We start from the raw sequence: 17,750 nt of genomic DNA on the forward strand, positions 1-17,750 counted from the left end.
CGCGGTCACCTGTTCATGCTGGCGACCTGCGCGCCGGCGCCCATGTTGCTCGTGCTTGCGGCGCCCATGGCCATCCCGGTGCCCATGCACATCATCATCGGCATGCCGCCGCACATGAGCGTCATCGGCATGCCCACGCCCATCATCTTCACCATCGCTTCACAGCGTGCGCGCAGCATGTCCATGCCCATGCCTTCCATGGGCATCATCTTGCAGACCATCCCCTCCTTGTCCATCTCACAGGTCATCCGCGCCATCATGGGCATCTGACCCATCATCTGGGGCATCATCCCCATCATCTGGGGCATCATCCCCATCATCTGGGGCATCATCCCCATCATGTGGGGCATCATCCCCATCATCTGGGGCATCATCCCCATCATCTGGGGCATCATCCCCATCGAGCCCATCATCGGCATGCTCATCATCGGCATCATGGCGTCTTCCTCCGCAATTCCGCGGTTACGTCCGCGGACCAGGCTAGGCGCTCACACAGGCCCTCGCAAGCAACGCCGCCCGGCGCTGCCACTTTTCCTCCGGTGGAACAGACGTGTCGCCGCCCTCGACAGACACGACGCCACTCCAGCAGAGAACCCTCTGTCATGACAAACGCCCAGATCGGCACGTGGCATGGAAGCCATGGCGCGCCGACGGGCGAGCTCGTCGGATCTCGCGCGCATCGGGCGCTGGACATGCGCTCACCGCGCGGATTGCAATCCTCCGCCCGGCGCGGCTCGACACCGGCTGTAGCGGACGCGACTCCGCCTCTTCCCGATGGTCGACCAGGGATGTCCTTATCGACCGTGATCGCCGACGCTCGTCCTGGTTTCACGCGGCCTCGTCATCGAGGCGGGCCCCCGTCGCACGCGACGAGGTAACGCGCGAGCGCGTCGTCCAGCGCAGGGAGCAGGAGCCCTCTGCGGCTGCCCAGGGCGCTGTAGCGGGGGCGCGGCGCGACGAGGCAGAGCGCGTGGCTCGGGCACCGGACGAGGGGCCTCGCGTCCACATGCGCCAGCGCGGCGGCGCGCGTGACGAGCTCAGCCCAGGTCACAGCGTCCCGGTTCGCCAGGTGCCAGAGCCCCCCCTCGCCGTCGATCAGGAGGTCGAGGGCGGCGTTGACGAGGTCGGGCGTGTAGGTCGGCGTCACGATCAGGTCATCGGCCGCGGTGAACGGGCGACCGTCGCGGAGCGCGCGCAGGGCGGCCGTGACGAACGTCGACGCGTCCCACGGGTCGATGAAGGCCGCGGTGCGCACCACCAGCGCCGTCGGCAAGATCGAGAGCACCTGCTGCTCGGCCACCGCCTTGCTCCGCCCGTACGCGCTGAGAGGCCTCGCTGGATCGGTCTCCACGTACGGAGTCGTCCCGGCGCCGTCGAAGACCTGATCGGAGGAGAACGTGACGAGCCGGACGCCGCGCTCGCGGCACGCCGCCGCGAGCACCGCAGGCCCCGCGGCGTTCTCCCGCTCGCAGCGGTGTGGCTCGAGCTCCGCGTCGTCGACCCGCACGTAGCCCGCCGTGTTGACGACGGCCCACGGCGCATGGCGCCCGAGGGCGCGCTCGACCGACGCGGGATCGGCGATGTCCATCTCGCGGCGGCACAGCAAGCGGTGCGGCAGCCCGCGGTGCGCGCACAGGCGCGCGAACGCCCTGCCCAGGGTGCCCGTGGCGCCGGCGATCAGGATCGGCGGCCCCTCGGCCTGCCCGGCCGGGTCGCCGCCCGATGGCTCGACGGTCGGCCCGCCGCCGGACGGGTCGAGCCGCGCTGCGCCGTCGCGTTCCACGACGCTGACCGGCGGATAGAGGAGCCGCTCCGGGCGGCGCCACCACCCCGGCGACGAGAGCACCGGGTGGTCGAACGGCTCCCCGCGCGTCAGCGCACGGACGAGCGCGGCGAGCGCCGTCGGACGCGGAGCATGGCCGCGGACGTCGAAGACGCCAGGCTCGTAACGCCCGCGATCGCTCACGACCAGGCAGTCCCAGTCGAACGAGCCGAGGAGCGCCCACACCGCCAGCGCGCACACGTCCGCGCCCGCGGCGCGCGCGGCCACCGCCGCGCGGTGCGCCTCGACGAGCCACCGGAGCTGCTCCTCGCGCGAGCCGCCCAGGTGCGCCTCCGTGATCGCGACGGGACGCCGGTAGCGCTCCCAGACCTCCACGAGGCGCGCGAGGTGCCCGCCCACGCCCTCGGCGACGACGCGCACGGCCTCGACGTCGGCGTAAGCATGCCTGTCGTTGCCGCCGTGAAACCATGACGGATACCGCTCGAGGCGCTCGTCGATGAACCGCTCGCTCGTGATGTAGTGGTTGATGCCGACGATGTCCGGCGGGCACGGCGACGCGACGAGCGCCTCGAGCTCACCGGGGGACGCGCCCCACTCGAGGAGCTGGGGATAGAACGGGTGATCCCGGTCCACCCGCCCCATGAGCAGATCGAGGCTGAGCCACCTGCGGTGATTCTCGTGCTCCGCCTGGTAGGCGAGCAGCGGCGTGCTGAACGTCTTGCCGAGATCCTCCGTCTGCACCAGGCGCGCGCGCGGGTTCACCTCGCGGACGGCGCGCATCGCCGCCGCGATCGCGCGGCACTGCGTGAGCAGCGCGCGCAGGAAGGCGCGGCCGTCCCGGCCGTGCGGGTACCAGTGGCCATACAGACCGGAGAAGCGGGCCGTGGTGAGCGGCTCGTTGACGGGCGTGTAGTCCTCGACCCACGGATAGCGCTCGGCGACCGCGCGGGCGAAGCGCGCGAGCCCCTCGACGAAGCCCGGGTCGAGGAGGCTCGTCCGGGGGGGCCCGCTGCCGTGATGGACGAGGCCCACGATCGGACGGACGCCGAGCTCGCGCAGCCGCCCGAGGCGCGCGTCGGCCCACGCGAAGCGCGCGCGGCCGTCGGGCGCCGTGCGCTCCCAGAGCACGGGATACCGGAGCGCCCGGATCCCGAGCTCGGCGAAGCGGTCGAGATCGTCGAGCCGGTGCGCGTGGCCGCTGCGCTCGAGCTGGTCGTGGTACGCGTCGCCGACGCGGTTCACCGTGCACTCGACGCCGCCCCAGATCTCGAGCGCCGGCGCGCCGCCCTCCCCGGCTCCCCCGCTCACGCCGCCTCCGCGAGGGACCGCCAGCCCGGAGCGCCCGTGAGCTTCGTGTAGAGGGTCAGGGCCTGGGCGACGACCTGATCCATGTTGTAGTAACGGTACGTGCCGAGCCGGCCGGCGAAGTGGACGCCGCTCGTCGCGCGGGCGAGCTCCTCGTACTTCCGGTAGAGCGCCGCGTTCTCCGGCCGCGGCACGGGGTAGTACGGGTCGCCGTCGCCGTTCGGAAACTCGTAGACGATCGTCGTCCTCGGGTGCGACTGGCCCGTGAGGTACTTGAACTCGGTGACCCGCGTGTAGCTGTACTCGTTGGGATAGTTGATGACGGGCGCCGCCTGGTAAACCTCTTGCTCCTTCGTCTCGAACCTGAACTCGAGCGAGCGGTAGGGCAGCTTCCCGAAGCGGTGATCGAAATAGGCGTCGATAGGGCCGGTGTAGATCACCTCGCGGTGCGGGATGGCGTTGCAGATCTCGCGGTAGCCCGTGTTGAGCAGGATCTTGATGCCCGGGTGATCGACCATCCGCTCGAACATCCGGGTGAACCCGTGGAGCGGCATCGCCTGGTAGGTGTCGGAGAAGTAGCGGTCGTCCCGGTTCGTGCGGACGGGCACGCGCGCCGTCACCGAAGCGTCGAGCTCCGAGGGGTCGAGCCCCCATTGCTTGCGGGTATAGCCGCGGAAGAACTTCTCGTAGAGCTCCCTCCCCACCTTGTTGACGATCACGTCCTCCGACGTGCGGATGCTCTCGCGCCGCTCTGCCCTCGACGCGAGGAAGGCCTCGACCTCCAGCGCGTTCAGGCGGAGGCCGTAGAGGCCGTTGATCGTGTCGAGGTTGATCGGGATAGGCAAGAGCTGCCCGTCGACCCAGGCGCGCACGCGGTGCTGGTACGGGCGCCACTCGGTGAACTGCGACAGGTAATCGAAGACCTCCCGCGAGTTCGTGTGGAAGATGTGCGGCCCGTACCGGTGCACGAGGATGCCCGCGCCGTCGTGATGGTCATACGCGTTGCCGCCGATGTGCATGCGCACGTCGCAGAGCAAGACCTTCTTGCCGGCCCCACGGGCGAGCCGCTCGGCGAGCACGCAGCCGGCGAAGCCGGCGCCGACGATGAGGTAATCGAACATGGCTCACCTCGCCGCCGCGGCCCGGGCGCGGCGCTCCAGCGCGCCCTCCAGCAGGCGCTCCATCCTGGCCCAGGTCGCGTCCCACGAGCGCTGCCCGAGCAGGTCGTCCGCGCGCGCGAGCAGCGGGCCGGGATCCTCGGCCAGCGCGGCCTCCACGGCGGCCACGAAATCGCCGGGCGCGTCCGCGATGCGCACCAGGCCGAGCTCGCCATAGGGCCGCACCACGTCGCGGATCGACGTCGAGACGACGGGCTTGCCGCCGGCCAGGTACTCCGGCGTCTTCGTGGGGCTGATGAAGCGCGTGGCCTCGTTCCGGGCGAAGGGCAGGAGCGCCACGTCCCAGCCGCCGAGATACGCGGGGAGCTCCTCATACCGCTTCTGCCCGAGGAGGTGGATGTTCGGGGCGCGGGGCAATATCGACGGGTCGATCTTGACCACCGGTCCCACGAGCACGAGCTGCCAGGCTGGCCGCAGCGCGGCGACGGCGGCGATGAGATCGAGATCCATGCGCTCGTCGAGGACGCCGAAGAAGCCGAGGCGCGGCCTCGGGATGCGCGCCTGGTCGGCGGGCTCGACCCGGGAGGCGGCCCGCGCCCTGGCGAAGTGCGCGACGTCGACGCTGCTCGGGAGCGCGTGCACGCTCGGGTGCAGCGCCCGCTTCGCCTCGTAGAGGCTCGCGCCGCCGGCGAACACGAGGTCGGCGCGGCGCAGGAGCTCGGCCTCGCGCTCCCTGATGGCCGGGGGCGCCCCGGCGAACGCCGAGAGCTCATCCATGCAATCGTACACGGTCGCGGCGGGCGCGAGGTGCCGAGAGAACGAGAGCGCCATCGGCGTGTAATACCAGAGCACGACATCGGTGATCCCGTGGCGCTTCATCATGTCGTCGAGGAGCTCGCGCTGCAGAGCGGAGGCCCGTGGCGCCTCGGCGCCGGCGGGCAGGTGCGGAGTCGCGACGCGGACGCCCTGGTGCTCGGTCGAGGCCTCCTCGAGGCGCGGCAGCCGGCCGTCGAACAGCGGCTCCTCGAAGAAGAAGACGCGGCGGCGCCGCGCGCAGCGCGTGAGCAGGTGCTGTGGTCGCTGAAACACGAAGCTGAAACGCAGGTGCGAAAAGCAGATCACGTCTGGCTGCGATCTCGCGCTCATCGATCCCTCCCGCTCGAGTCTCGGTGTGCACCTCGGTCCCGGCCCGGGCTCGGGACGAGCGCTATTCAAGGAGCATGCCGTGAAGCGCGCCGCGACGCGGCGTCACCGCGCTCTCGCGACGTCGCGATGATGGAGGAGCGCGGGACGAAGGCGCGTTGGTCGAGAGGAACCGGCCCGCGCGAGCCCCTGCGGTGGACGAGATCGGGCGCCGGCTGCCCGCGCGGGAGCGCTGGAGGCCGGTCGCCGCGGGTCGGCTATCCGCCGTCCTCTACCAGGGGATCGACGACGCCTTCCTGCCGGGGCCCCTCGCGTCCGCGGAGCTCCAGGCCGTCGGGCTGCGGGTGGCCGGCGACGCGGCCGCGCGTCGCGGCGGCGATCTCGTGGAGCGGGAACTTCGGCGTTCGATCCGCACAGAGAAGGCCGTTCGCCTCCTGGTACGTGTCGGCGAACTGCGTGTAACAGAAGCCGCTGAGCAGCTCGACCGAGCGCACGGCGGCGAGCAGGCTCTCATAAGCACGGGCGAACGACCTCGCGTCGTCGCAGAGCGAATAGCCCCAGATCCCCGGGGTGCCCCGCCGGAGCGCGATCCCGCCGAACTCCGACAGGATGATCGGGAGATCGCTCGTCTGGGTCTTTCCGTCGAGCACCAGCAGGCGCCCGCCGGGGCGCTCCCGCTGGAACAGCCGGGGACGGACATCCTCGGCGTGGTAGCGCCGCGCGATGCGCTCCGCGTCGGCGTCGTAGTCGTGGATCCCGATGATGTCTGTCGCGACGCTCTCCCAGCCGTCGTTGCCGACGACGGGGCGCGTCGAGTCGAGCGTCCTGGTGAGGTGGTAGAGCGCCTCGACCCAGTGGCGCTCCCGCGCGTTGTCCGGCAGGTTCGGCACGCCCCAGGACTCGTTGAACGGCACCCACGCCATGACGCACGGGTGGCTGTAGTCGCGCTCGATCACGTCGATCCACTCCCGCGTGAGGCGGTCGACCGACTGCGCGGTGAAGCGGTAGGCGCTCGGCATCTCCTCCCAGACCAGGAGGCCGAGCGTATCCGCCCAGTAGAGGTAGCGCGGGTCCTCGATCTTCTGGTGCTTGCGCACGCCGTTGAAGCCCATCGCGCGCGCGAGCTCGACGTCGCGGCGGAGCGCGTGATCGTCCGGCGGCGTCATCCCGGTCGCGGGCCAGTAGCCCTGATCCAGCACCATCCTGAGCGGGAGCGGCCTCCCGTTGAGCACGATGCGATCGCCCTGGATCGCGATCGAGCGCAGCGCCGTGTAGCTCCGGACCCGATCGAGCACCTCCCCGCCAGGGCCGAGGAGCTCGATCTCCGCCTGGATCAGGGTGGGCGACTCGGGGCTCCACAGGAGGTGGTTCCGGAAGTCGTCGATGCCCGGGTCGGAGAGCGCGACGCGCCGGTGCACCTCGCCCGCGACGAAGGCGTACGTGTCGTCGGCGAGCAGCGCGTCGTCGCAGTGCAGCCGCACCCGGAGGCGCAGGTCGTCGCGCCGCGCGCCCGCGACCCTCACGAGGCAGTCGAGCTCCCAGCGGGTGAGGCTCGACGCCCAGCGCACCGCGCCGATCCACGTCCTCGGGACGCGCTCCATCCAGACGGTCTGCCAGATGCCTGTCGTGCGCGGGTACCAGATCGAGTGTGGCTCCCGGTGCCAGTCCTGCTTGCCGCGCGGCTTGGCCAGATCGGCGGGGTCGTCCTCGGCGCGGACGACGATCTCGTGCGGCCCGGACGCGCCGAGAAAATCGGTGATGTCGACGCTGAAGGGGGTGTACCCGCCGACGTGGCGCGCGACGAGGCTCCCGTCCACCCAGACGGTGGCCTCGTAGTCGACGGCGCCGAAGTGCAGGATCAGCCGCTCGCCCTCCCGGAGCTCGGGCGCCTCGAACGTGCGTCGGTAGAAGCAGGCGCAAAAGAAGCCCATCTCCCCGATCCCGCTCTGCTCCGTCTCCGGCGAGAACGGGACCTCGATGGCGCGATCCCACGCGACCTCGCCGGGCCTCTTCCACCTCGCCTGCGCATCGAGCGCGAACGCCCAGGTCCCGTTCAGGGAAGTCCACCCGGCGCGCCGGAGCTGCGGCCTCGGATATCCGTGCTCGCGTCCGCCCGCGCTCGACAGCTCGTCCTCGACGGCGTGTTCCCCCTTCGCTCGCCTGGGTGCCATCGCGTGCCCTCTCTCCGCGCAAGCCGCCGTTCAGAGCCCCGGAGTCGCAGCGCTCCTCTCAGGACGCTGGATGATGCCCGTGCGCCCAGGTCGAGTCCAACCCGCCCGTCGCAAATAAGGCCGCTCCCCGCCATCATCCCTCATCGACCGGATATCCGATCATCCTCCGAAATTACCTGCTTGCCCCGACCTCCTCCCACGGCACTCGCCCGCCCCGCCTCGGGCCGTCCCCCCGGGATCGCCGATCGGCCGATGCCGTCCCCCCAACCGCGCTATCATCGCGCCGCCTCATCCCGAGGAGCCCGGCCCGTCGCTGTATGTCCCAGCCCCCCCGCGCGCCCGCCGAGCCCCCGTTCGCCGAGATGACCGTCGGCGCCCATCGCCTGGCGCTCCTCAAGGACGGCGCCCAGGCCTACCCGGCCATGCTCGAGGTTATCGCCCGCGCCCGGCGCACCGTCTGCCTCGAGACGTACATCCTCCGGGGCGACCGCGCCGGCCAGCGCTTCGCCGAGGCCCTCGCCGAGCGGGCGGCCGCGGGCGTCGAGGTGAGCCTGCTCTTCGACGCCTGGGGCTCCTCCGTCTCGCCGGCGTTCCTCGACGGCCTCCGCCGCGCCGGCGTCCGGCCCCTCGCCTTCCGCCCCCTCGAGCTCTCCGCCCCGTTCGAGAAGGTCGCGCGCCGCGACCACCGCAAGGCGCTCATCGTCGACGGCGCCGTCGCGTTCACCGGCGGCCTCAACATCTCCGACGACTACGCCGCTCCGGAGGACGGCGGCGCCGGCTGGCGCGACACCCACCTTCGCATCGAGGGCCCCGCCGCGGCCGAGCTCCAGTACTTCTTCCTGCGCACGTGGCGGCGCGCCGGCGGCGCCCCCGTCGACGAGCAACGCTACAGCTACCCCGGGCGCAGGCCCGACCCCGCCGTCCAGATCGTCAGCAACGACCTCCCCCGCCGGAGGCACCGCCACGGCATCCGCGACGCCTACCGGCACGCCATCGAGCGCGCGCGGCGGCGGATCTTCATCACCAACGCCTACTTCCTGCCGCCGCTCCGGATCATCCACGCGCTCGGCGCCGCGGCCCGCCGCGGCGTCGACGTCCGCATCATGGTCGCCGGCACCACCGACGTGCCCGCGGTCCTGCTCGCGTCGCGCACCATCTACGGCCACCTCCTCGACGCCGGCGCCCGCATGTTCGAGTGGCGCGGCCGCGTCCTGCACGCCAAGACCGCGGTCATCGACGGCGCGTGGTCCACCGTCGGCTCGACGAACCTCGACAGCCAGTCGCTGCGCATGAACCTCGAGGTGAACGCCGTCGTCGCGCACCGCGGGTTCGCGAGCGCCATGGAGCGGATGTTCGCCGACGACCTCGCCCATTGCCGCGAGATCACCGTCGCGCACTGGGCCCAGCGCCCCCTCTGGGAGCGGGCGGCCTCGTGGACAGCCTACCTCGCGCGCAACTGGCTCTGACGCGCGCGCTGCCGGGCGGCGCGGGCGCGCCGGCGAGTGCTACCGTTCCCGCATGTCCGATTTCCGCCGCTTCCGCGGCACCGAACGCTACCTCACGAACGAGGCGCTCGAGGCCGCCGTCAACTGCGCGCTGGTCCTGGAGCGGCCGCTCCTCGTCAAGGGAGAGCCCGGCACCGGCAAGACGCTGCTCGCCGAGGCCATCGCGCAGGGCCTCTCGGCCGAGCTCATCCCCTGGCACGTCAAGAGCACCACGCGGGCCCAGGACGGGCTCTACGTCTACGACACGGTGCAGCGGCTCTACGACGCGCGCTTCGGCGACGGCGACGTGCGCGACATCCGCCGCTACATCAAGCTCGGCCCCCTCGGGAAGGCGTTCAGCGCCGAGCGGCGCGTCGTGCTCCTCATCGACGAGGTCGACAAGGCCGACCTCGAGTTCCCGAACGACCTCCTGCACGAGCTCGATCGGATGCGCTTCCGCATCACCGAGACGGGCGACGAGATCACGGCCCGGGAGCGGCCGGTCGTGATCATCACGAGCAACAACGAGAAGGAGCTGCCGGACGCCTTCCTGCGCCGCTGCGTCTTCCACTTCATCGATTTCCCGGAGCCGGAGTTCATGCGGGAGATCGTCCGCGTCCACCACCCCGACCTCGATCGGGCGCTCGCCGAGCAGGCGATGCAGGCCTTCTACGAGATCCGGAAGAACGCCCGGATCCGGAAGCGGCCCTCGACGAGCGAGCTCATCGACTGGATCGCCGTGCTGCGCAGGGCGGGCGTGCAGGAGGTGAAGCTCGACAAGACGCTGCCGTTCCTCGGCGCGCTGCTCAAGAAGGAGCAGGACCTCGTCGCGCTCGCCGACCAGCTCGCCGGCGGCAGGCGCTACCGGTCGTAGCGATGTTCGTCGAGTTCCTCTACGAGCTCCGGGCCCGCAAGGTCCCGGTCGGCGCCCAGGAGGCGATCGGCCTCGCGCAGGCGCTCGCCGCGGGGCTCCACGACAGCTCGCTCGACGGCTTCTACCAGGTCGCGCGGGCGATGCTCGTCCACTCCGAGGCGCACCTCGACGACTTCGATCTCGCGTTCGCCAAGCACTTCCGCGGCGTCCACGTGGAGGCCAAGGCGATCGCCGAGGAGCTGCTCTCGTGGCTCAGGGATCCCATCAAGATGCGCGCCCTCTCCGAGGAGGAGAGGGCGATGATCGAGGAGCTCGACGTCGAGGAGGTGCTCCGGCGGTTCGAGGAGCGCCTCCGCGAGCAGCGGGAGCGCCACGACGGGGGCAGCCGCTGGATCGGCACCGGCGGCACGTCGCCGTTCGGCCGCGGCGGCTACAACCCGAGCGGGATCCAGGTCGGCGGCTCGGCGGGCGGCCGGAGCGGCGCCGTGCAGAACGCCGACGCGCGCCGCTACCGGCCTTACCGCAGCGATCTCACCCTCGACGTGCGCCAGATCGAGGTGGCGCTGCGCAAGCTGCGCGCCTTCGCGCGCGAGGGCGGCGATCGCGAGCTCGACGTCGAGGCGACCATCGACGCGACGGCCAGGAACGCGGGCGAGATCGAGATCGTCACGCGCCCCCCGCGCCGGCCGAACACGCGCGTGATCCTGATGATGGACGTGGGCGGCTCGATGGATCCCAACGCCGCGCTCGTGTCGCAGCTCTTCAGCGCGGCGAAGCGCGCGACGCACTGGAAGGAGCTGAGGAGCTACTACTTCCACAACTGCGTCTACGAAAAGGTGTACAGGACCGAGGGGCTCCAGGAGCCCGTGCCGGTGCGCGAGCTCCTCCACGAGTGCGGCAAGCACTACAAGCTCGTGATGGTCGGGGACGCGTCGATGGCGCCGTACGAGCTCCTGGGCTCGTCAGGCTTCGGCGGCGGGGGGGCCGGCGACTGGCGATCGTCGTTCGAGTCCGACGCGAGGCTCCCCGGCGTCGCCTGGCTCATGATGCTCCGCGATCATTTCGACCGCGCGGTGTGGCTGAACCCCGACGGGATCGGCCCCTACCCTCACCCGACCGTCGATGCGATCAAGGGCATCTTCCCGATGTTCGCGCTCACGCTCGAGGGCCTGGGGGAGGCCGTCACGGAGCTCGTCCGCGGCCGCGGCCGCGCCTGACCGCGCGGCGCGGGCCGGGTCAGCGGCCGGCGCGCCTGAAGACCTCGGCGGTCGTCGACGCGACGAGGGCGCGATCGAGCCAGCCGTCGAGCTCGCGCTCGCTCTTGCACGACGCGATCTTCGCCGCCGCGGTCTTCGTGAGCCGCAGCCCTCGCCGGTCGAGGACGCGCTTCAGCGCGTCGCGCTTGCCCTCGAGGACGCCTTCCTCGCGCCCCTGCTCGCGCCCCTGCGCGCGCCCCTGCTCGCGCCCCTGCGCGCGCCCCGCCGCGAGGACGGCATCGAGGTCCTCGTAGCCCTGCCGCTGGAGCAGGTTGGTCAGCGTCGTCTTCTCCGCCTCGCTGCGATCGTAGAGCGCCTCCACGCGGACCGCGTTCTTCAGGATGCCCGGGGCGCTCAGGAGCCCCCCGGGCAGCACGACGCGCATCTCCCGGCGGGGCTCGTGCACCTCGACCCGCCGCGGGCCGCTCAGGCGCACGACCCAGAGGAGCTTCGTGCCGGCCGCGAGCAGATCGGCGATCTTCTCCTGGAGCTTCTGCTCGTCCTGCCCCACGTCGGCGTACTCGATCGCGAGCTCCGGGACCCCCTTCACCCAACCGGGCTTGTCGGGCACGTTGCCCACCGCGACGTCGGGCGCGCGGAGCGTCCCCCCATCCAGGGCGTAGCCCGTGTCCACGCCGGCCTCCCGGACCGCCGGGTCCCAGCCGACGACCGAGCTGCCCAGGTGCTGCGGCCCGGAGCCGCGCCCCCCCGTGGGGGCGCAGTAGATGGGGTGGCCGTTCGACAGCTCGTACGGGTCACCCGAGCGGACGTGCTCCACGCGAAACGGGCCGCGCTCCGCCGCCCGGCCCTTGGCCTGCATCGAGGGCATGGGAAGAGGATAGCACGTGGACGGCGCGCCCTGGCGGGTCGCCGCGCCGCGCTCAGCCGCGGCGGCCCTCGGCGCGTGTTACGCGCTGGGCAGCCAGCGCGTGTCACGCGCTGGGCAGCCACATGCGGAACGCCGTGCCCCGGGAGCGGCCCGCTGTCGCGGTGATCTCGCCGCCGTGGGCCTCGATGATCACACGGCTCAGCGCGAGGCCGAGGCCGGTCCCCTTCACCTTGGCCGTGACGAGCGGCTCGAAGAGGCGGTCGATCACGCACGGATGGACGCCGGGGCCGTTGTCCTCGACCTCGAGGTACGTCCGCTCGTCGCCGCGCCACGCGCGCGTGACGATCGAGCCGCCGGGCGCGTTGTCGAGCGCCTCGATCGCGTTGAGGTACAGGTTCGAGAAGACGCGCTCGAGCAGGATCGGGTCGCACAGGAGCGTGAGATCGGCCGGCGCGACGGCGACCTCGAAGCGGACCGCCGTGGGCAGGACCAGCGCGTGCCGGGCGCTCTCGATCAGCTTGCCCACCGGCGCCGGCTCGCGCCGCAGCGGCTCGCCGCGCGCCAGCCCGAGGACGCTGCCGATGACCTCGTGCGCCTTGCGGATCTCGCACGTCACCCGGTCGAGGTGGCGCAGCAGGCGAGGCCTGTCGTCGAGGTCCCGCTGCGCCAGGTAGAGCGACGACTCGGCGACCGCGAGGGCGTTGCGCAGCTCGTGAGCGACGCTCGCGCCGACCGCTCCCGCCGCGGCGAGGCGCGCGGCGCAGCATTCGGTCTCGTGACCCTCGTTTGCCATGACGCCGAGCGCAGCGTAGCCGATCTGCGCGCGATCGCCCGCGCGCTCGCGCGCTCGATCGCCGCGGACCCACGATGGAGTTTCCCGCTGCGACCGTACGCGGCCTGGCTCACCCGGCGTCGGCCGCGAGCGGCGCGGGCGCCGCCCGCTCCGGCGCGGCTTTGACGCGGCGCGCCCGATCGAGGTCGAGCAGCGAGAAGCGCTCGCCCGCGGCGGAGCCCGCCGGCGCGGCGCGGCCGAAGAGCTCGAGCCGCACGGCGCGGTGCGGCGGCGGCGTGATCACGCCCGGCGCTCCCCCGGGCTCCCCCGCGATCACGGCGGCGACCTCGGACGACTTCACCGCCCCCGAGCCGCGGATGTCGACCTCGACGTCGAGGGCGACGAGATCGCCGGCGAGCCCCGCGCGCGCGAGCGCCGAGAGCACCTCGGGCCCGCCGACCTCGGCCCGGACGAGGTACTGGCGCACGTCGACCATCTTCGCGAGCCGGTCGATCTCGCGGCGGATCGGCAGCGAGGCGGCCGACAGGGCGGCGCTGCACCGGGCCGCGAGGGTCGCCTCCGCGTCGCCGCCGATGGCGGAGCGCGCGAACGCGATCGCGTAGCGGGCCCCGGCGATCAGCTTGCTCACGGACGGGTCCTCCGGGCCGAGCCTCGCGGCGCCGCGGAACACGAGCCCGCGCGGGCTCGCGGCGGTCATCGACGCGACGAGCGCGTCGAGGGCGGCGGGGTCGAGCTCGCGCTCGAGGCGGAGGTCGACGTACTCGTCGAGGCTGATCACGCCGAGCGAGAGGGCCGGCGAGAACGTCATGTCCGGCTTCGGGTGGAAGCCCGCGGTGTACGTCATCGGCGCGCCGACGCGGCGGAGCACGCGGGGCAGCTCGCGCACGACGTCGAGGTGGCCGAGCAGCGCCACCGGTCCGGTCTTCTCGAAGCGGAAGCGGTAGCGGAAGCCGCCACGCCCCTGCGGCACGCGCCGCGCCGCGGCCTTCGGCGGCGCTGCGGCCTCCGGCGCCGCCGCGGCCTCCGGCGCCGCGGCCTCCGGCGCCGCGGCCTCCGGCGCCGCGGCCTCCGGCGGCGCCGCGGCGGCGGCGTCCGTGACGATCGGCAGCGAGCGCTTGTGGGCGCCCAGCCGGTCGAGGAAGGTCAGCCGCTCCTCGCGCATCTGCGTCATGTCGCAGGCGACGCCGCAGTCGTAACAGACGAGCCGGCGCGTGTCGGCGCGGGCGTCGTCGAGGTTCGTGTGGTGAACGAACATGCCGGCGACCTTGCCGCACGGCGGGCTGAGGCGGTTCTGGAGCGCCTTCCTGTACTCCCGCGCGAGGAAGCCCTCCTCGAGGCCCACGTCGATGTGGTCCCACGGCAGCCGCGCCGTCACCGGGAGGGTGCCCAGGTACTTCGCCCTGTCGACGGCCGCGTGCGCGAACGCCTCCTCCCACACCGAGAGCTTGAGCTGGTCGTCCCACGAGTCGAAGCGGGCGCCGTTTCGCCAGGCCCGCTCGAGGATGTCCGCGAGGGGGCGGTCGCCGCGGGCGAAGATGCCCTCGAGGACGCTGGCGTGGGCCTCGTGGGTCTTCAGCGTGACGGCGCGGTAGGGCCGCACCGTGTCCCGGAGGATCTGCTGCTTGCGCGCGACCTCCGCGAGCGTGTCCATGGCCGCCCACTGGAACGGCGTGTGGGGCTTCGGCACGTGCGTCGAGACGCTGACCGTCACGTCGGCCGGCTTGCCCTTGCCGGCCGCCTTCCGCCCGGCGCCCGCCGCGCGGGCGCCCGTCTCGACGATGCCGCGCACGTCCTCGTCGGTCTCGGTGGGGAGGCCGATCATGAAGTAGAGCTTCATCTTCCCCCAGCCGCGGCTGAACACCCGCTCGGCCGTCTCGAGGAGCTGCTCCTCCGTGACGTTCTTGTTCACGACGTCGCGCATGCGCTGGGTCCCCGCCTCGGGCGCGAACGTCAGGCCGGTCGCGCGCACGCGCTTCAGCTCGTCGAGCAGATCGGGCTCGAGCCCGTAGGCGCGCAGCGACGAGACGCCGAGCGAGATCCGCTCGGCGGTGAGGCGATCGGTGACCTTCTTGATGAGCGGCGAGATGCACGAGACGTCGGCGGTCGACAGCGCCGTGAGCGAGACCTCGTCCTGGCCGGACTTCTTCACCGCGCGCATCACCGTGTCGACGATCTGCTCGGGATCGCGCTCGCGGACGGGGCGGTAGATCATGCCGGCCTGGCAGAAGCGGCACCCCTCGGTGCAGCCGCGCGCGACCTCGATCGACATGCGGTCGAAGATCGCCTCGGGGCCGCCGGTCGGGCTCTCGTCGGGGAACGGGTAGCGGTCGAGATCGACGAGGGCGCGCTCGACCGGGAACGGGATCCCGGGGACGAGCGGGCGGTCCACGACCTCGAGGCCGGTGTCCGGGTCGCGCCGGGTCGCGTAGAGCGAGGGCACGTAGACGGCGCCGAGGCGCGCGATCGCGACGAGCCGCTCGCGCCGCGGCACGCCCTCGCGCTTCAGGCGGGTCCACGTGAGGGCCACCTCCGTGGCCTTCTCCTCGCCGTCGCCGATGACGAGGGCGTCGAGGAACGGGGCGACCGGCTCCGGGTGGGTCGCGGTCGGGCCGCCCGCGATCACGATCGGGTCGTCCTCGCCGCGGTCGGCCGAGCGCAGCGGGACGCCGCCGAGGTGCAGCATCGTGAGGATGTTCGAGTAGGTGAGCTCGAACTGCAGCGAGAAGCCCACGACGTCGAAGTCCCGGAGCGGGCGGGCCGACTCGAGGGAGACGAGCGGCAGCCCGCGCTTCACGAGCTGGGCCTCCATGTCGACCCAGGGCGCGTAGCAGCGCTCGGCGAGGGTGCGCGGGTCGTCGTTCAGGAGCTTGTAGAGGATCTTGAAGCCGAGGTGGCTCATCCCGATGTCGTAGATGTCCGGGAAGGCCAGGCAGACGCGCGCCTCGACCGACGCCCAGTCCTTGACGACCGAGCCGACCTCGCCGCCCGCGTAGCGCGCGGGCTTCTCGACCTGATCGAGGAACGAGGCATACGGGTGATCGGCGAGGAGAGGGAGGCTATCCATGGCGCTCCGGCGCGTAGCATGGCCGGCCTGCGCCGGCACCCACGGCCCTTGGTTTGTCCGGCGCTCGGGCGCGCGCCCGCCCTGGGAGCCCCCCTGGCGGGCAAGCTGTTCGGGGGCGTGGCGCGCCGCGACCGGGCCGCGTCGTCCCGCTGTGACCCGCTGTGACCGGCGCCGGAGGCGCCCTGCAATTCATCCTCGCGGGGCGGGCCTCGCGGGGCGGGCCTCGCGGGCGGGCCTCGCGGGCGGGCGGACACCCGGATCCGCGCGCCCGGGGCGGCAGGGCGGCCCGCGTGGGCTATGCTCCTGCGGTGCGCGAGCGAGACCCCCACCACGTGGAGATCGACCGGCAGCGGCTCGTCGAGTACCGCGATCCCACCGAGTTCGACCGGATCGCCTTCGCCATGCGCGCGCTGGACCGCCTGCGGCCCAAGCGCATGACCGTGGCCGTCTACCCGGCGCTCGCCGCGCTCCGGGTCGAGCGCGGGCAGAACCTCCAGCGCGGCGAGGGGGGCTCCTGGGCGATCGTCGGCATCCCGCCGCACGCGAGCCGCGAGCACATCGCCTACGCGCTCGCCGAGCTCGCCGGGGTCGAGTCCGTGCCCTACGCGGTGCAAAGTCTCCTCGCCGCTGACACAAAGGCCGACGCCTAGCCGCGAACGCGGGGCCGAGGCCCGGGTCCCGGGGTCGGCGGAGCCGGGAGCGCACGGCGGATGGTATTGCGCCCCGCACAAGGGAGAGCGAGGCTGCTCGCGTGCCTGCTCCGATCCGGCGACACATCGAGCGCCACCGCGCCGCCAAGGCGGTGTGGAGCGTCATCATCAGCCTGGATCGCCACAACGCGCCGCGGGCGGCGAGCGCGATGGCCTTCGACGCGTTCCTCAGCCTGATCCCCCTGGCAGCGTTCGCCGGCTACGTGCTCAGCCGGATCCAGCAGTGGTCGGACGTCGTGGTTCGGCCGATCCTCCGGGCGGCGCCCCCGGAGGTCGCCGTGATCGTCTCCGACGAGCTCCTCCGGCTCTCGCAGTCGTCGGCCGTCGCCCCGATCAGCATCACCGGCTTCCTCTGGATCACGTCGTCCGGGCTCTCGACCGCCATGGGCGTGTTCGACACCATCTACAACGTCCGCGAGCGCCCCTGGTACATCCGCAGGGCGATCGCGGCGGCCTGCGTGATGGCCAGCCTGGCCGTGGTGCCCGTCGTCGCGGGCCTCGGCGTGCTGATCGGCTCGCTCTCGGGATCCATCGGCGCGCGCATCGTCGCGTTCGCGCTCCCCGCGGGGCTCGTCACCTGCATGGTGGCCGCGTTCTTCAGGATCTCGATCCAGCGCCCGAACATCGAGCGGCGCCGGATCTTCCCGGGCGCGGTGCTCACGGTGGCGCTCTGGTCGATCGTGTCGACCCTCTTCTCGCTCTACGTCGCCACCCTCGGCCGCTACGCCACCTTCTACGGGAGCCTCGCGACCGTCGCGATCTTCCTCTTCTGGCTCTGGCTCCTGGCCCTGGCGCTGCTCATCGGGGGCGAGCTGAACGCGCGCCTCGAGCGCGAGCGCGCCGGGGTGGTCTCGATCCCGCCGCCGGGCAAGTGGAGCGCGCTGGAGCTCTCGGATCTCCTGCCCCACATCGCCGACTCGCCCCATACCTCCACGCCGCTCCCCCAGAGCACCACACAGCCCCAGAGCGCCGCGCGCCCCCGCGGCGCGCCGACGCGCCGCGGCGGCCGCGACGACGCCGCGGAGAGCGAGGAGGGCGACGCCGCGGACGACGAGACCCGCGGCGCCCCGAGCTCGCCCCCGGCGCGGCGGGCCGCGGGGTAGGCGCGCAACAGGCGGATAGCCGGCGTCTGCGGCGCGCAGGAGCGGCAGGAGCGCCGGTGCGCCCCTCGGCTGCGCTCGCGCCGGAGGCCGATGCCCCCGGCGGCTGCGCTGAAGGAC

13 protein-coding genes are annotated in these 17,750 nt (G+C 72.5%); 5 read left to right on the top strand and 8 right to left on the bottom strand.

What is annotated here, in order from left to right; genetic code table 11:
• Positions 1-5: 5 nt before the first annotated feature.
• From WMF24_RS34080 to WMF24_RS34100, 5 genes are all read right to left on the bottom strand, one after another.
• Positions 6-437: a hypothetical protein gene (locus tag WMF24_RS34080; RefSeq protein ID WP_437731615.1), complete on the bottom strand. Its 432-nt coding sequence runs from the start codon at positions 435-437 to the stop codon at positions 6-8.
• 404 nt (positions 438-841) lie between these two features.
• A complete protein-coding gene (locus tag WMF24_RS34085) occupies positions 842-3,091 on the bottom strand; it encodes a family 1 glycosylhydrolase (RefSeq protein ID WP_437731616.1) in 2,250 nt (749 codons plus the stop codon).
• Complete coding sequence (gene glf / locus WMF24_RS34090) at positions 3,088-4,209, bottom strand: UDP-galactopyranose mutase (RefSeq protein ID WP_437731617.1); 1,122 nt, start codon at positions 4,207-4,209, stop codon at positions 3,088-3,090. The genes WMF24_RS34085 and glf overlap by 4 nt, the downstream gene beginning before the upstream one ends.
• A 3-nt stretch (positions 4,210-4,212) precedes the next feature.
• The gene (locus WMF24_RS34095) at positions 4,213-5,352 is read right to left on the bottom strand and encodes a glycosyltransferase family 1 protein (RefSeq protein WP_437731618.1); all 1,140 of its coding nucleotides are present in this window, start codon (positions 5,350-5,352) and stop codon (positions 4,213-4,215) included.
• Positions 5,353-5,606: 254 nt separating this feature from the next.
• Positions 5,607-7,520, bottom strand: a complete 1,914-nt coding sequence (locus WMF24_RS34100) for a glycoside hydrolase family 2 protein (RefSeq protein WP_437731619.1) — start codon at positions 7,518-7,520, stop codon at positions 5,607-5,609.
• A gap of 317 nt (positions 7,521-7,837) precedes the next feature.
• On the opposite strand from WMF24_RS34100, the gene WMF24_RS34105 reads away from it, so the two are divergent.
• From WMF24_RS34105 to WMF24_RS34115, 3 genes are read left to right on the top strand one after another with little or no spacing between them, the layout of a single operon-like run.
• On the top strand, positions 7,838-8,986 hold the full coding sequence (locus tag WMF24_RS34105) for a phospholipase D-like domain-containing protein (protein ID WP_437731620.1): 1,149 nt from the start codon (positions 7,838-7,840) through the stop codon (positions 8,984-8,986).
• A gap of 52 nt (positions 8,987-9,038) precedes the next feature.
• The gene (locus tag WMF24_RS34110; RefSeq protein WP_437731621.1) at positions 9,039-9,878 is read left to right on the top strand and encodes an AAA family ATPase; all 840 of its coding nucleotides are present in this window, start codon (positions 9,039-9,041) and stop codon (positions 9,876-9,878) included.
• Positions 9,879-9,880: 2 nt separating this feature from the next.
• Positions 9,881-11,095, top strand: coding sequence for a vWA domain-containing protein (locus WMF24_RS34115; protein ID WP_437731622.1), 1,215 nt, complete (start codon positions 9,881-9,883; stop codon positions 11,093-11,095).
• A gap of 19 nt (positions 11,096-11,114) precedes the next feature.
• Here the strand turns inward: WMF24_RS34115 and WMF24_RS34120 are convergent, their stop codons facing one another.
• From WMF24_RS34120 to WMF24_RS34130, 3 genes are all read right to left on the bottom strand, one after another.
• Complete coding sequence (locus tag WMF24_RS34120; RefSeq protein WP_437731623.1) at positions 11,115-11,963, bottom strand: Uma2 family endonuclease; 849 nt, start codon at positions 11,961-11,963, stop codon at positions 11,115-11,117.
• Between the two features lie 103 nt (positions 11,964-12,066).
• Positions 12,067-12,756, bottom strand: a complete 690-nt coding sequence (locus WMF24_RS34125) for a sensor histidine kinase (protein ID WP_437731624.1) — start codon at positions 12,754-12,756, stop codon at positions 12,067-12,069.
• 109 nt (positions 12,757-12,865) lie between these two features.
• Entirely contained in the window at positions 12,866-15,820 is a 2,955-nt protein-coding gene (locus WMF24_RS34130; RefSeq protein WP_437731625.1) for a TIGR03960 family B12-binding radical SAM protein, read from the bottom strand.
• Between the two features lie 308 nt (positions 15,821-16,128).
• Between WMF24_RS34130 and WMF24_RS34135 the strand changes: the two genes are divergently transcribed.
• Together WMF24_RS34135 and WMF24_RS34140 are read left to right on the top strand one after the other, a co-directional pair.
• Positions 16,129-16,470 carry a hypothetical protein gene (locus WMF24_RS34135; RefSeq protein ID WP_437731626.1) on the top strand — a complete coding sequence of 114 codons (342 nt, stop codon included), beginning with the start codon at positions 16,129-16,131 and terminating at the stop codon, positions 16,468-16,470.
• A gap of 101 nt (positions 16,471-16,571) precedes the next feature.
• Positions 16,572-17,633, top strand: coding sequence for a YihY/virulence factor BrkB family protein (locus tag WMF24_RS34140; RefSeq protein WP_437731627.1), 1,062 nt, complete (start codon positions 16,572-16,574; stop codon positions 17,631-17,633).
• Positions 17,634-17,750 lie beyond the last annotated feature (117 nt).

The organism is Sorangium sp. So ce1335 (assembly GCF_051521615.1).
Classification (GTDB): domain Bacteria; phylum Myxococcota_A; class Polyangia; order Polyangiales; family Polyangiaceae; genus Sorangium.